The organism is Ralstonia sp. RRA (assembly GCF_037023145.1).
Lineage (GTDB): Bacteria > Pseudomonadota > Gammaproteobacteria > Burkholderiales > Burkholderiaceae > Ralstonia.
The window spans coordinates 35222-49628 of record NZ_CP146091.1 but is presented as its reverse complement, the minus strand read 5'-3'; the positions used below and the strand labels follow the sequence as shown (position 1 = coordinate 49628).

The window sequence follows — 14407 nt, the reverse complement described above, 5'->3', positions numbered from 1 at the left end:
TTTGATATCGAATTAAATAGATAAGAGAAATCAGCCTGGAAAACGCCCGCTGAACGCCAGTTCGCTGATCGGCTTGCGCGGCGTGGGGCCTTCCACCGATTGCAGCGGTGCCGGCAACGACGCCACATAGCCGCGGCGGCCTACAGCCACAGCAATCTCGATGCGGAAGCGTTCCGGCACGTGCAGCACGGCACGCGCCCGCTCGTAGTCCACGCCCGCCATGCCGCGCGCGTGGTAGCCGAGGCTGACCGCCTGCAGCCCCAGTTGCGCCCATGCGGCACCAGCATCGAAGCTGTGCGTCTGCGACGGCACTGCGCTGGCTGGGTCATCGCGGTGAATACGCGTGTCAGACAGCACGAAGATCAGCGCCGAGGCGTGTTGCGCCCAATCACGGTTCATGGGTACGAGCAGGCTGACGAATTCGGTCCAGTGCGCATCGTTGCGGCGGGCGTAAAGAAAGCGCCATGGCTGGTAGTTGTAGGCCGAAGGCGCCCAGCGTGCCGCCTCCAGAATGCGCAGCAGATCGGCCTCGGGCATGGGCTGGCCGTCGTAGGCGCGCGGCGACCAGCGTGCCAGGAACAGCGGATCGATCGGGTGATCGGCAAGTCGTTCAGTCATGATGGCTCTCATGTAAAAGTGCGGCGGGATGCCCGATTGCTTCGTACCGGCAAACCCGATACGCTTCCAAGAATCTTGATATCAAATAGTTTGATGTCGAAATATTAGGACGAGGTTTTCGATGGGTCAAGGTGATCCCACACCCACACAAGGGGGACCGATGGACGGCATCCTCGCGCAATGGCGGCGCGAGCGCCCGGACGTCGACGCCAGCCCGATGGCCGTCTGCGGCGAGGTCTGGCGCGCAGGTGAACGCCTACGCCAGGGCGTGATTGCCAATATCGCCAGCGCCGACCTGGACATGGCCGGCTTTGACGTGCTGCTCACGCTGCGCCGCAATGGCCGGGAGCAGGCGCTGTCGCCCTCCGCGCTGGCCAAAGACATGTTGCTGTCCACCTCCGCCATGACCAACCGGCTCGACCGGTTGGAAAAGCGCGGCCTGATCGCCCGCAAGACCGATCCGGATGACCGGCGCGGGCTGCAGATCGTGCTCACCGACGACGGTTTCGCCTTGGTCGACGGCTTGGTCGTCTCGCATGTGGAGACGGAGGAACGGATGCTCGCGGCGCTGAGCCAGGCCGAGCGGGCGATGTTGCGGGAGTTGCTCGGGAAGATTGGCGGGGCCGATTGACACGCCACCCGAACCAGCGGAATCAGCAAAGCGCGCCTATTCTTAGGACGCGCTTTTTTTGTATCTCAAGAGGCAATTGCATTCGTATACGTTTGTATGCGTTTGTACTATATTGGTTTGCAAGCGAGCTTGAGAGTGGGTCCTGTCATGCAAACCGTATCCGTACGCATTCCTGAAGACGACCTCGCGTGGTTGTCGAATCTTCAACTGGCCGGCGCCTCCAGCCCGAGCGACAAGATTCGCGCGCTGCTGTCCGAGGCCAAACGGCGCGCTGGCGGAGAGAACGATTTCGCAAGCTGCGTCGCGCTGCTGCGCGAACAGGTCCGCCCACTGCAAGACGCCGTCCAGACCCACGAACACACCTCGCACAGCCATTCCGAGATCGTGTCGCTGCTGGCCGCGCAGTTGCCGGAACTCATGGCGACCCTGATCACGTCGGCACCGGAAGGCAAGCGGCTGGCCGAGACGGCGGTAGAGCTCGAAGCACGGTTGACCGCCAAGGCCATGCGCATCCTGCTGGGCCTGCTGCGCCTGGCCGTCACCCAGCGCCCACCGGTGTATCAGAGCACGGTACTCAACCCCTACGTGGCCGAGGTTCAGGAACTGGCGCAGATCATTCAGCCTGCGCGCGAGCCCTCCTGAGCGAAGGCCCGTCATTCCTACGCATTTCCACATCGCCCCGCCCCCGCTGTTCTTGCCTGGAAAGGAGCCAAGCACCATGACAACCGATCGCCTGGGAACCCGCGTCAAGCGGCTGCTGAGCGCCAACGTGCACGCACTTGTCAGCTCGCTGGAAAGCCGCGCCCCACAAGCGGTGGCCGAGCAATACCTGCGCGAGTTCGACGAGGTCATCGCACAGGCCCGCAACGAACTGGGCAAGCACGAGGCTGCGCGCTACCAGGCCGGCAAGGCCATCACGCGCATCAACAACGAAATCGAGCGGCTGACCGAATTGACCGCCACCGCGCTGGCCAAGGGCGACGATGCCGCTGCCCGCGCCGGTGCAGAACGGCAGATCGACCTGGAAGACCAGTTCGGCGCGCTGTACCAGACACTGCAGGAATCCAATGAGCGTGCCCAGACCGCCGAGTCGGACCTGCTCGGCCTGCGTGCCAAGCGTGCCGAAATGGAGGCCGCGCTCAACGAGATGATTGCGGCCCGCGCGGCGGTGCAAGGCATGTCGCAGACGGAATCGGCCGCGGGCTCCACGGTCGGCACCCGCGCCGAACAACTGGAGAGCGGCTTCAACCGCACCATGGCCGGCGCGACCGGTGCACTGGGGCTCGGCACCGGCAAATCCTCTGCCGATCCGCTCCTGCTCAAGCGGCTGGAAGCCATTCACAAGGCCGAGCGCGTAAGCGAGAGGCTTGCCCGCCTGAAGAATGCTCGCACTGGCCAGGCCGATGCCGCCGCGCCGTCGTCACTGGTTCAACTTGGAGCCATCGACAGCCATGAGTGATCTGCTGCTGCCCGGCAACGCACCCTTCGTCGTTGCCATTGGGTTGATGGTGGTGATTGGCGCGCTGGAGAGCCTCTCGTTGCTGCTGGGGCTGAGCCTGACCGAGCACGCCGGCAATCTGCTGGTCACGCACTTCGGTCTGGACCACGGTGACACAGGCGCCGAACCGGGCGCGGTCGGCCAGTTCCTCGGCTGGTTGCATGTCGGCCGCATTCCGTTGCTGATGGTGCTGATCCTGTTCCTGCTCGGCTTTGCGGTGGTGGGGCTGTCGCTGCAGCAGGTGCTGCGCGTCCTCACTGGTTGGATGGCGCCGCCGGGCTTTGCAGCCATCCTGGCAGCTGCCGGCGCGTTGCCGTTCGTGCGCCAGATGGGCGGACTGATCTGCCGCTACCTGCCGCAGAACGAAACGACGGCGGTGTCGGAAGAGGCCTTCATCGGCCGCACTGCGCAGATCGTCACCGGCACCGCATCGGAAGGGGTACCCGCCGAGGCCAAGCTCGTCGACGAATTCGGCCAGCCGCACTACGTGCGCGTTGAACCTGACGAGCCCGAGCAGTCGTTTGCACGCGGGACCACCGTCCTGCTGGTCTCGCGCGTATCGGGCTCGCATTACCGTGTCATCGCCAACCCGCATCCTGATCTGCTGTAACCCGCATCACCTCGCCTCGATGGCGAAGCAAGCCTGAGACGCGCCGCTGTTCCTTTCTTCAAGGGAGTCAAAAAATCAATATGGACGCCATCATCTACTGGGGAGCCCTGGGGCTCGCCGTCATCATCGCGTTGTGTGTCATCGGCCTGATCTTTGCGCGGCTCTATGTGCGGGCCTCCGCCGAGCGCGCGTTCGTGCGCACGGGCCTTGGCGGGCAGAAGGTCATCATGAGCGGGGGTGCCATCGTGCTACCGGTGTTTCATGAAGTGATTCCGATCAACATGAACACGCTCAAGCTCGAAGTCAGCCGCGCCTCGCGTGACAGCCTGATCACCAAGGACCGCATGCGCGTTGACGTCGTGGTGGCGTTCTTCGTGCGCGTCAAGCCGACGGCGGAAGGTGTCTCGACAGCAGCGCAAACGCTCGGCCAGCGCACGCTGTCGCCCGAGAACCTGCGCGCGCTGGTTGACGACAAGTTTGTCGACGCGCTGCGCTCGACTGCTGCACAGATGACCATGCAAGACCTGCAGGACGCGCGCGAAAAGTTCGTGCAGGGCGTGCAGAACACCGTGTCCGAAGATCTGACGAAGAACGGCCTGGAGCTGGAAAGCGTCTCGCTCACCAACTTCAACCAGACGTCCAAGGAGTTCTTCGACCCGAACAACGCATTCGACGCCGAAGGCCTGACCAAGCTCACGCAAGAGACCGAACGCCGCCGCCGCGAGCGCAACGAGGTCGAGCAGGATACGGAAGTGTCGGTGCGTGAGAAGAACCGCGATGCGCTCTCCAAGAAGCTCGAGATCGAGCAGCAGGAAGCGTTCATGAAGCTGGAGCAGGAGCAGCAGGTGAAGACGCGAGCCGCCGAGCAAGGCGCGCGGATTGCCGTGTTCGAAGCCCAGCGCCATCAGGAAGCCGAGCAAAGCCGCATTGCGGCCGAGCGCCAGGTGCAGGAGTCCGAGATCCAGCGCGAGCAGGCCGTGCGCACGCGCAAGGTCGAAGCCGAGCGTGAGGTGCGCGTGAAGGAGATCGAGCAGACCAAGGTCACGCAAATGGCCGCCATCGAGCAGGCCAAGGTGACGGAGATCGCGCAACAGGACAAGGCGATCGTCATTGCCGAGAAGTCGGAAGCGCAATCGCAGGCACAGGCACGCGCCAACGAATCGCTGGCTGAAGCCGTCAAGGCCGAGCAGCTGGTCGAGACCACGCGCCGCACCGCAGAAGCAGACCGCTCGAAACAGGTGGCGCTGATCGAAGCCGCGCAGGAAGCCGAAACGAAGGCCGTGCACATTACGACACAAGCGCGTGCCGAGAAGGAAGCCGCACAACTGCAGGCGACTGCCATCGTGGAACTGGCCGAAGCCGCCCGCAAAAAGGGCTTGGCCGAAGCCGAAGCCCAACGCGCGCTGAACGACGCCATCAACGCGCTGTCGTCAGACCAGACCAGCCTGAAGTTCAAGCTCGCGCTACTGCAGGCACTGCCGGCAGTGATCCAGCAGACCGTCGAGCCGATGAAGGCGATCGACGGCATCAAGATCATTCAGGTGGACGGGCTCAACCGCACGGGCGGCAGCGGCGCCGATGGTGCCGGCCCCGCACATACGGGCAGCAACCTGGCCGAGCAGGCGATGTCTGCCGCGCTGTCGTATCGGGCCCACGCGCCGCTGATCGACTCGCTGCTCAATGAGATCGGCTTGAGCGGCGGGTCGTTGCAAGGGCTGGTGCCGGGCGTCGCTGGTCAGGAAAAGGCGGCAGCAGCCGATGCGGCGAAGATCGGCGTCTCGCCGCAACCGCACGCGGCACACAAGGTCGATGGCGCGCCCGTCCGTAATGGGCAGGACACCAGCAATCCGTCGGCCTGAAGCGGCGTCAAAAATGCACTCAGGAAGAACGCGCCTTCGGGCGCGTTTTTTGTAGCGCGAATACCGCGCGGTCACCGTCCCCTGGCGGTAATTTCCCGCAACACAAACCTCAAATTCCCCACCCGCAAGCAGCGCGACAATCGATCTCATCAAGCTCGATTGCGAGTCGCCCATGCTCCGCACCACCCTCTTCCCCCTGGCCTGCGCCGCCGCCCTTGTTGCGGCACTGCCACCCCCGGCCGTTGCCCAAACAACCTCCGCACCGGCTGAAGACAACGAAGCCCTGCACAACATCCAGAGCAACTTCGCCCACATGGCGCCGCCGCCACGCTCGGTGGAGTCGATCAACAATGACCTGCAGCAAGCCAAGGCCGCACCGGTCAACCGCCAGGGCCGTGGACGCGGTGGACGGGGCAAACGCCAGCAGCAGCAACAGCAGCAGGACAACACCAGCCCCGACACCAAACAGGCGACGCAAGACGTGCCTGCACCGTCAGCCAATCCGCAGCCTTCTGCCACGCCGGCAACAACCCCGTAAGAAGACGGGTCGCGCGGCTGGCCATTCCTCTTTACGATGGCACCTCATGCACGCGCGTGGCGTGCCCTGATGTGCTGGATGGGAGAAACCTGTGAGCCTGGCCGTGCTGTGTGTGCTGGTGATCGTGGCGATGGTGTGCGCGGCGCGTGCACGGCGCCGGGCTGCGCGCACGCTGACGGCGCTCTGCGTGGTGCTGGTGGTGGCCATCGGCTGCGGACCGGTGCCGGCGTGGCTACTCGACTCCCTGGAAAAACCCTTCGAGAACGCGCCGCAGATCAGTTGGGGCGCGCGCAACGCCATCGTGCTGCTGGGTGCGGGCACCTTCCGCATTGGCAAGACGGTGGAGCCGGGCGTCTTCTCGTACGCACGCATTGTCGAGGCCGTGCAGTTGTACCAGTCCTGCAAGAGGGCCAGCGGCGGAACCGCCGGTGACTGCAAGATCCTCGTGAGCGGTGGCGACGCACGCCACCATGGCGAAGCCGAAGCGACGGTCTATCGGCGCGAGATCGTCGCACTCGGTGTCAACAGCGACGACGTGCTCATGGAACCCAAGAGCATGAACACGTGGCAGAACGCCCAGTTCTCGCGCGCAGCGCTGGCCGACTACGCGCCAGATCGCACGCTGCTGGTGTCTTCCGCCATCCACCTGCGACGCAGCCTGCTGTATTTCGCGCACTTCGGCATGATGCCGATTCCCGTGCGCGCCGATGATCTGCAGGCCACCGCATCGCCGCTGCCGATGGCATACAACTTTGCGCTGACGGACTACGCGCTGCACGAGTGGATCGGCATTGCGCGCTATCACGTGTACAACGCGCTCGGCTGGAATCCGGAACGCGTCCATCCGGGCCAAGCCTGACCCCACTGCACCATTCGTGCAGTTGAAGCACGGCTCTAGTGCTTCCGTAGGGCAGCAAAAATCCGGCGCCGACCTATACTTTGTGCATCGCAACATCCGAGTCTTGCAATGCGCCACCTCGGTCGTATTGACGCTCACCGCCTCATCACCATTGGCAAGCTCGCTTGCCAGCACCCGCCCACCGGGCGCGGCCATCCCTGACGGGAATCGCTGACGATTCCTGCGCCAGCAAGCGGGCCGCTGCGTAAAGCAAATAACGCAGCGCCCGCCCCGCCAGCCAACACCTCAGAAGCAAACCTATAAGCAAGGGGAACCCTCATGCCTCAAGTCACGGCAAGCAAACTGCCGGTCAAACTGCTCGCGTTCGTCTTTGGCGCCATTGCGGCGCTGGTGATCGCGCGGACTTTCCTGCTGAACTGGCAGATCATTCCGCCCGGCTATACGGGTATCAAGATCAACCGGCTGGTCGATCGCGGTATCTCGCGCGAGAACGTGGTCACCGGGTTCGTGTTCTACAACCCGGTACAGACGGTCATCATCCAGTACCCCACGTTCGTGCAGCGCGTGGTGTGGACGCAAGACCTGAACGAAGGCCGGCCAATGAACGAAGAACTGACCTTCAACACCAAGGACGCCGTGCCCGTCAACGTGGACGTGGCCGTCTCATACCAGCTCGACCGCGACAAGGTGCCGGCGTTCTACACCAACTTCCGCGCCGACCATATTGAGAGCTTCACGCACGGCTATCTGCGCGACACCGCACGCAACGTGATCGTCGCCATCGGTTCGGAATACAACTTCGACGACGTGAACGGCGCGAAGAAGGAGGAGTTTGTCGCACGCCTGACCAGCGAACTCGATGCGCGCCTCACACCGCTGGGCGTGTCGATCAAGCAGTTCGGGATCGTCGGTTCGCTGCGCCCGCCGCGTACATTGCTTGACGCGGTGAGCGCCAAGACCAAGGCCATCCAAGACGCCATCCGCACCGAGAACGAAGTGCGCTCCGCCCAGGCCGAGGCCAAGAAGAAAGTGGCGATTGCCGAAGGCGAAGCCGCAGCCAACCGCGCGCTGGCTTCGTCGCTGGATGATCGGCTGCTCGCATGGGAACGCCTGAAGCTCGAGCGTGCCGCCATCGAGAAGTGGAACGGCGTGACGCCGAATGTGATGGCGGGCGGCAATGGCGGCGGGATGTTGTTCAACATTCCGGCCGGGGCGCAGAGCAAGTAAGTCGCGCCACCAAAGAAAAACGCGCCCGAAGGCGCGTTTTTCGTTTCAGCTCAAGCCGCGATCAGCTCGCGAAACCCGGCGCAGCTTCGCGCACGGCATGTTCGGCGCCGGCCGCGGGAATCTGCGCTTCCACCTGCAGACTGGTCGCTTCGTCCACACCCAGGTGAACGTTCATGCATTGCACCGCTGCGCCGGCTGCACCCTTGCCCAGGTTGTCTAGGCGGGCAGTCACGACCATGCGCTCGTCCGAGCCGAACACGAACAGGTCAGCACGGTTGGTGTCGTTGGCGCCCTGCACGTCGAAGAAGCCGTTGTCGAGCGTCGCGACGTTATCGGCCGGGGCCACGCGGATGAACTGCTCGCCCTGGTAGTAATCGGCGAAGACCTTGGCGATGTCCGCCGGGCTGACCTTGCGTGCCAGGTGCTGCGGGTGCAGGCCGATCGTCACGGCCAGACCCTTGAGGAAGTTGCCGACCACCGGCGTGAAGATCGGCGGCAGGCTCAGCTTGCTCTGCACGCGCATCTCCGGCAGGTGCTTGTGCGCCAGCGCCAGCGCGTACGGGCGCGGGCTGTCGAGCTTCGGGTTATTGGCGGCCAGGTAGTCGGCAATCATCTGCTTGCCACCACCGCTGTAGCCGGTGAGCGAGAACGCGGTGACCGGGTAGTCGGCCGGCACGATGCCCGCCTCCACCAGCGGACGAATCAGCAGCACGAAGGCGCTGGCGTGGCAGCCCGGCACGGCGATGCGCTTGGTGTTGCGCAGGCGCTCGCGCTGGCCCTTGTTCAGCTCGGGCAGGCCGTAGACCCAGTTGTCATCCGTACGGAACGCGGTGCTGGCGTCGATGATGCAGGTGTTCGGGTTGTTGACCAGCGAGACGGCCTCGCGCGAGGCAACGTCCGGCAGGCACAGGAATGCGACATCGGCGGCATTCAGGAATTTGGCGCGCTCGGCCGAATCCTTGCGCTTGTCTTCGGCGATGCGCAGGAGCTCGATATCGTCGCGTTGCGACAGATAGTCGAGCAAGCGAAGGCCGGTGGTGCCTTCCTGACCGTCGACGAAAACCTTGAATGCCATGGCGATCTCGCTAAAAAAACTGGAGCAGAAAAAACGCCGGCACTCGCCGGCACGTGAGTTTTGCATTGTAGCGGCTGCCGAAGAAATTTCTGCGGCAGCGCAATAAAGTGCTTACCAGTGCACCTTGGTGTCGTAATCGATCGTCAGCGGTGCGTGATCGCTGAACTTGATGTCCTTGAAGATCGACGTGCGGCGCGCGGTGGCGGCAATGCCCGGCGTGGCGATCTGGTAATCGATCCGCCACCCGACGTTCTTTGCGTAGGCTTGGCCGCGATTGCTCCACCACGTGTACTGCTCGGGGCGCTGGTCCAGTGTGCGGAACACGTCCACATAGCCGACCTCGTCGAACAGCTGGGTCAGCCACGCGCGCTCTTCGGGCAGGCAGCCGGAGTTCTTCTGGTTGCCCTTCCAGTTCTTGATGTCGATTTCCTTGTGGACGATGTTGACGTCACCGCACAAGACGACCTCGCGGCCCTTTTCGTGGCGCAGGTCTTTCAGGTGCGCCATGAACAGATCCATGAAGCGGAATTTGGCCTGCTGGCGCTCTTCGCCGCTGGAACCCGACGGCACGTAGACCGAGATGATCGACAGCTTGCCGTAGCGCGCTTCAACGTAACGGCCTTCGGCGTCGAACTCACCGTTATCGAAGCCGATGATGACTTCGTCCGGCTTGTGACGCGTGTAGATGCCCGCGCCGCTGTAGCCCTTCTTCACCGCGTGCTGGAACACGCCGTGGTAACCGTGCGGCGCCAGGAATTCGGGCGTCATGTCGTCTTGCGCGCATTTCAGTTCCTGCACGCAGACGAAATCGGCATCCTGCTTGCCCATCCAATCGAAAAAGCCTTTGCTGGAGGCGGAGCGAACGCCGTTGAGGTTGGCGGAAATGATGCGTAACATGGCGGGACTTTTTTGCAGACCAGAGAAAAAAGATGAGCCAAAACAGCGAGTTGCGCCAATCCTTCATCCGCTTTGCGGTGGAAGCCGGCGTGCTGTCGTTCGGGGAATTCGTGACCAAGGCGGGGCGGACGTCGCCCTATTTCTTCAACGCCGGCAAGTTCGCAGACGGCGCCCTACTGGGCCAAGTCGCGCAATTCTATGCGAAAACCCTGCTGGACTCGGGCGTGGAGTTCGACATGCTGTTCGGGCCGGCCTACAAGGGCATCACGCTGGCATCGGCCACGGCGGTTGCGCTGGCGGGCATGGGGCGCAATGTCGGCTTTGCGTACAACCGCAAGGAAGCCAAGGACCACGGCGAAGGCGGCAGCCTCGTCGGCGCCAAGCTGCAGGGGCGCGTGATCATCGTCGATGACGTGATCTCGGCCGGCACCTCGGTGCGCGAGTCGGTGGAGTTGATTCGTGCGGCGGGTGCCACGCCGGCCGCCGTGCTGATCCTGATGGATCGGATGGAACGCAGCGGAAATGCTGTCGACATCGGCGAGCGCTCGGCGGTGCAGGATGTGCAGGCTCAATACGGCATGCCGGTTGTGTCGATTGCCAACCTGGATGATTTGCTCGGGTATCTGGATGGCGCTGGGGACCCGGCGCTGGCGGGGTACCGTGAGAAGGCAGCGGCCTACCGCGATAAGTACGGCGTGAGCGCGATCTGATTCTGCGTGCGCAGCGATAAAAAAACCCGGTGAAGGATCTCACCGGGTTTTTTCTTTCCAACCCGCTATTCGATCGTCAACCCCGCAACCTCGGGATTCCCCGCCGGATACTTCGGCTTCATCGCCTCCAGCGTCTGCAGCAGAATCTCCGCCACCATCAGGTTCCGGTGGGTCTTGGAGTTGGCGGGAATCACGTACCACGGCGCATGGGGCGTGGCGGTGGCGTTGATGGCGTCTTCATACGCGCTCTGGTAATCGTCCCAGAGTTCGCGCTCCGAAATATCGGACGGGTCGAACTTCCAGTGCTTGTCGGGGTTATCGACGCGCCCCTGCAACCGCGCCCGCTGCTCGTCTTTCGAGATGTGCAGGAAGCATTTGATGATCGTCGTGCCGGTGTCGGTCAGCATCTGTTCGAACGCGTTGATGTGGTCGTAGCGGCGCTTGCACTCGGCAGCGTTGATCATGCCGTGCACGCGCGTGATGAGCACATCCTCGTAGTGGCTGCGGTTGAAGATGACGATCTCACCGCTCCCGGGCGTTTGCGCGTGCACACGCCAAAGATAATCGTGCGCCAGCTCCTGCGGCGTCGGCGCCTTGAAGCCGACCACGCGCAGGCCGAGCGGATCCATCTCGCGAAACACGCTGCGCACGGTGCCGTCCTTGCCGGAGGTATCCATGCCCTGCAGGATCACCAGCACCTTGCGGCGGTGCTCGGCGTAGAGAACGTCCTGCAGCGTGTCGAGCCGGGGCCCAATCTCGGCGAGCCGCTCCAGGTCGCCAGCCTTGCTGCCGGTGGAAAACGGCTTAACGGCGGCATCCGACTTGGCAATCTTGAACTTGCTGCTGCCGTCGTACCGCCAGTCGTCGATCAGGGTCTTGCCGTTCGATGCCATGGAGTCTCCTTATTGTTCTCGTGGATGCGTGTGTATGCCGCTCAATGCGCAGCGGTGAGCTTCAGTGCGTCCAGATCCAGCGTGCCTTCAAAGACAGTCGTGGCGGGGCCCGTCATCATCACCGGCTGATCGACACCGGCCCAAGCGATGGTGAGATCGCCACCATGCGTGGCCACCTTCACGGGCGAATCGAGCAGGCCGCGCCGGATGCCCGCCACCACGGCTGCGCAGGCGCCAGTGCCGCAAGCCAGCGTCTCGCCCGCGCCGCGCTCGTACACGCGCAGGCGCACGGAATGACGATCGACGATCTGCATGAAGCCCGCATTCACGCGGCGCGGAAACACGGCGTGCGATTCGATCAGCGGGCCGTCTTCCAGCACGGGGAAGGCCTCGGTGTCGTCCACCACCTGCACCGCGTGCGGGTTGCCCATCGACACAGTGGACAGCCACTCGGTACGGCCGTTGATCTGCAGGGCGTGGAGCGTGTCGTCGCCTTCGGTGCGCGTGAGCAAACCTTCCGGCAGGAATGGCAGACGCGCGGCTTCGAAGACGGGCGCGCCCATGTCAACGGTGACCTGGCCGTCGTCCTGCATCGTCAGCGTGGCGATGCCGCTCATGACTTCCACGCGCACGGTGCGCTTGTCGGTCAAACCCCGGTCTGTGACGAACTTGACGAAGCAGCGCGCGCCGTTGCCGCAGTGCTCCACCTCGCCGCCGTCGTGGTTGAAGATGCGATAGCGGAAATCGACGTCGGGCCGCGTCGAGCGCTCGACCAGCAGGAGCTGGTCTGCCCCCACGCCAAAGTGGCGGTCCGCAATGGCCGCCCATTGCTCGGGCGTGAAGTCGATCGGGGTCTGGATGCCGTCGAGCACGACAAAGTCGTTGCCCGCGCCGTGCATCTTGGTGAAGTGCAGTTTCACGATGGTAGGCCGCCCAAGGTAACCCAGGCGGCGGTGAGCGTTCGGAAAGCGCCCATTCTAAAGCGAGCCGGGCCGGCCCGCCCCGGGCGTCAATAAATGCCGGGCACGCCTTCCGGGCGGTGCTTGAAGCGCTTGTGCACCCAGTAGTACTCGGTAATGCGCGGGCGGATGGCGTCTTCAAAGAAGGCGTTCATGCGACGCGTGTCGGCGGTCAGGTCGCCGGTGGGGTAGTTCTCCCACGCAGGCAGGATGCGCAGCGCGTAGCCCTGGTAGTTCGGCAGGATCTCCGTGTACATCGGCACGACCTTGGCGCCGGTCATCGACGCCATGCGCGGGATGGCGTTGAGCGTGAGCGCGGGCACCCCAAAGAACGGTACGAACTCCGAGTCGCGCTCGCCGAAGTCCATGTCGGAGATCAGCTGCAGTGCCTCGCCACGCTTGATGGTGCGCATGATCTGGCGGATGTTCTCGTTACGCGAGACCATGGTCGCGCCAAAGCGGCTGCGCAGCGCCTTCACCGCATCGTCGAGCGCGGGGTTGGCCATGCGCGTGTAGAGCGAGCAGCCTGCGTTGCCGGTGTTCGTGCGCAGATACTCCGTCAGCGCCAGCGCGCCGATCTCCACGCCCGACAGGTGCAGCGTGACGAGAATATGCGGCTGACCATGCAGCGCCGGCAGGTTGGCCTGATCGTCGATCTTCACCACGCGCATCAGGCGCTTCTCTGATGCGAACCACGCGAACGAGCGTTCGGCAAAGCTGCGGAAGACCTTGCGGAAGACCTCGTGCGCCATCGCCTCGCGCTCAGCGTCGGATTTCTCAGGGAAGCACGCCTTGAGGTTGGCCAGCACCACACGGCGCCGGCCATTGGGAATGCGATACAGCAGCCCACCCAGCCCCTCGCCAAAGCGGGCGACGAAGCTGTAGGGCAGGAAGGACAGCAGCCATAGAAAACCGAGTCCGAGTTTGGCAGTGAAACGTTCCATAAAGTGCAGCAGTCTCGTCAGGCAGCGGGCGGAGCGTCCGCGCCCTTGGGGTGCTTGTAGCGGTTATAGCCCCACAGATATTGCGTCGGCGCCACGGCAATCAACTGCTCGATGGCGGCATTGATGCGGGTGGCAGCTTGCGTTGCGTCTTCAGGCAAATCGCCGATGTCGTGCACGTGCAGGCGATAGCCGCCGCCGCGCGGCAGGCGCTCGGCAAACAAGGCGACGACGTGCGCACCTGTCAGCCGATGCAGGCGGTGCACCAGCGTCATCGTGTAGGCGGGCTTGCCGAAGAACGGGGCCCACACGCCTTCGCCGCCGGTCGGCGTCTGGTCGGGCAGGATGCCGATGGCCTCGCCACGCTTGAGTGCGCGCACCAGCATGCGCACACCACGTGGGTCAGCCGGCGCCATGGACATGTTCGGTCCGGCGCGCATGGTCTCGATCCAGCCGCGCAGGCTTTCCTTGCGCGGCGGCTTGAACAGCGAGGTGACGGGATGCTCACGCGCGTAGGCCTGCGGCAGCACTTCAAAGCAGCCCAGGTGCGGCGTCAGGAAGATCAGGCCGCGTCCGTCGGCGAGCGCACGCTCAATGGTCGCGCGGCAGACATCGAACAGGTCGGGCGCGACCGTCGCCCCGTTCTTGCGCACCCAGAAATACGGCATCTCGAAGACCATGCGGCCGGCAGATCGCCCGGCCTCCTTGAGCATGGCGGGCGTGGCGTCCGGATAGGCGTGGCGGAAGTTGGCGATGAGCCGGTCGTGATAGCGGCCGGGCACCTTGGCCGCCAGCGCCCCCAGCCAGCCGCCCAGCGCCTGCAGCGCGGATAGGGGCAAGCGTGAAAACAGCCAGAACAGGAAGGTCATGCGTGCGGTCGCAGCAATGTGTTGGTCGCAGTCGACAGAGGAGCAGGGTCTTGGGCAGCCCGTGCTGCGGCCCCAAAAAGTGCCGCGTATAATAGCGCGATTCGCCGAGTTAACTGACAACTTGCGGGGCGAATCCTTGTCGGGCCACAAACCCGGGCAAGGTTACTAAATACCGCTAAAGCGTCGCCGGCCGTGGCTCAAACGGATGGCGCGTAATAGCAAG

At 63.9% G+C, this 14407-nt stretch carries 16 protein-coding genes; 9 read left to right on the top strand and 7 right to left on the bottom strand.

Going from position 1 to position 14407, the window contains the following annotated elements:
- Positions 1 to 30: 30 nt before the first annotated feature.
- Positions 31 to 618 (bottom strand): nitroreductase family protein, encoded by a 588-nt coding sequence (locus V6657_RS00235; RefSeq protein WP_048934459.1) that lies wholly within the window; start codon positions 616 to 618, stop codon positions 31 to 33.
- A 121-nt stretch (positions 619 to 739) separates the two neighbouring features.
- Here V6657_RS00235 and V6657_RS00230 point away from each other — a divergent pair, with 121 nt between their 5' ends.
- The 8 genes from V6657_RS00230 to V6657_RS00195 all read left to right on the top strand — a co-directional run bounded on the left by V6657_RS00230 (position 740) and on the right by V6657_RS00195 (position 7840).
- Complete coding sequence (locus tag V6657_RS00230; RefSeq protein WP_048934458.1) at positions 740 to 1249, top strand: MarR family transcriptional regulator; 510 nt, start codon at positions 740 to 742, stop codon at positions 1247 to 1249.
- Between the two features lie 147 nt (positions 1250 to 1396).
- Positions 1397 to 1891, top strand: a complete 495-nt coding sequence (locus V6657_RS00225) for a hypothetical protein (protein WP_048934457.1) — start codon at positions 1397 to 1399, stop codon at positions 1889 to 1891.
- Between the two features lie 76 nt (positions 1892 to 1967).
- A complete protein-coding gene (locus V6657_RS00220; RefSeq protein WP_048934456.1) occupies positions 1968 to 2708 on the top strand; it encodes a PspA/IM30 family protein in 741 nt (246 codons plus the stop codon).
- On the top strand, positions 2701 to 3357 hold the full coding sequence (locus V6657_RS00215) for an OB-fold-containig protein (RefSeq protein WP_048934455.1): 657 nt from the start codon (positions 2701 to 2703) through the stop codon (positions 3355 to 3357). Before V6657_RS00220 ends, V6657_RS00215 begins: the two co-directional genes overlap by 8 nt.
- An 80-nt stretch (positions 3358 to 3437) precedes the next feature.
- Positions 3438 to 5216, top strand: a complete 1779-nt coding sequence (locus V6657_RS00210; RefSeq protein ID WP_082170226.1) for a flotillin family protein — start codon at positions 3438 to 3440, stop codon at positions 5214 to 5216.
- Between the two features lie 172 nt (positions 5217 to 5388).
- Positions 5389 to 5754, top strand: a complete 366-nt coding sequence (locus V6657_RS00205) for a hypothetical protein (RefSeq protein ID WP_048934454.1) — start codon at positions 5389 to 5391, stop codon at positions 5752 to 5754.
- 91 nt (positions 5755 to 5845) lie between these two features.
- Positions 5846 to 6613 (top strand): YdcF family protein, encoded by a 768-nt coding sequence (locus V6657_RS00200; protein WP_048934453.1) that lies wholly within the window; start codon positions 5846 to 5848, stop codon positions 6611 to 6613.
- Between the two features lie 318 nt (positions 6614 to 6931).
- Positions 6932 to 7840, top strand: a complete 909-nt coding sequence (locus V6657_RS00195; RefSeq protein ID WP_048934452.1) for a prohibitin family protein — start codon at positions 6932 to 6934, stop codon at positions 7838 to 7840.
- A gap of 61 nt (positions 7841 to 7901) precedes the next feature.
- Here the strand turns inward: V6657_RS00195 and argC are convergent, their stop codons facing one another.
- Together argC and V6657_RS00185 are read right to left on the bottom strand one after the other, a co-directional pair.
- A complete protein-coding gene (gene argC / locus V6657_RS00190) occupies positions 7902 to 8915 on the bottom strand; it encodes an N-acetyl-gamma-glutamyl-phosphate reductase (protein ID WP_048934451.1) in 1014 nt (337 codons plus the stop codon).
- A 111-nt stretch (positions 8916 to 9026) separates the two neighbouring features.
- Complete coding sequence (locus V6657_RS00185; protein WP_048934450.1) at positions 9027 to 9812, bottom strand: exodeoxyribonuclease III; 786 nt, start codon at positions 9810 to 9812, stop codon at positions 9027 to 9029.
- Between the two features lie 32 nt (positions 9813 to 9844).
- Between V6657_RS00185 and pyrE the strand changes: the two genes are divergently transcribed.
- Positions 9845 to 10522, top strand: a complete 678-nt coding sequence (gene pyrE / locus V6657_RS00180) for an orotate phosphoribosyltransferase (RefSeq protein WP_048934449.1) — start codon at positions 9845 to 9847, stop codon at positions 10520 to 10522.
- A gap of 65 nt (positions 10523 to 10587) precedes the next feature.
- Here the strand turns inward: pyrE and V6657_RS00175 are convergent, their stop codons facing one another.
- The 4 genes from V6657_RS00175 to V6657_RS00160 all read right to left on the bottom strand — a co-directional run bounded on the left by V6657_RS00175 (position 10588) and on the right by V6657_RS00160 (position 14184).
- The gene (locus V6657_RS00175; RefSeq protein ID WP_048934448.1) at positions 10588 to 11415 is read right to left on the bottom strand and encodes a polyphosphate kinase 2 family protein; all 828 of its coding nucleotides are present in this window, start codon (positions 11413 to 11415) and stop codon (positions 10588 to 10590) included.
- Positions 11416 to 11456: 41 nt separating this feature from the next.
- Positions 11457 to 12335, bottom strand: coding sequence for a diaminopimelate epimerase (gene dapF, locus V6657_RS00170; RefSeq protein WP_048934447.1), 879 nt, complete (start codon positions 12333 to 12335; stop codon positions 11457 to 11459).
- Between the two features lie 89 nt (positions 12336 to 12424).
- Positions 12425 to 13318, bottom strand: a complete 894-nt coding sequence (locus V6657_RS00165) for a lipid A biosynthesis lauroyl acyltransferase (protein WP_048934446.1) — start codon at positions 13316 to 13318, stop codon at positions 12425 to 12427.
- 17 nt (positions 13319 to 13335) lie between these two features.
- Positions 13336 to 14184 (bottom strand): lysophospholipid acyltransferase family protein, encoded by an 849-nt coding sequence (locus V6657_RS00160; RefSeq protein WP_048934445.1) that lies wholly within the window; start codon positions 14182 to 14184, stop codon positions 13336 to 13338.
- Positions 14185 to 14407 lie beyond the last annotated feature (223 nt).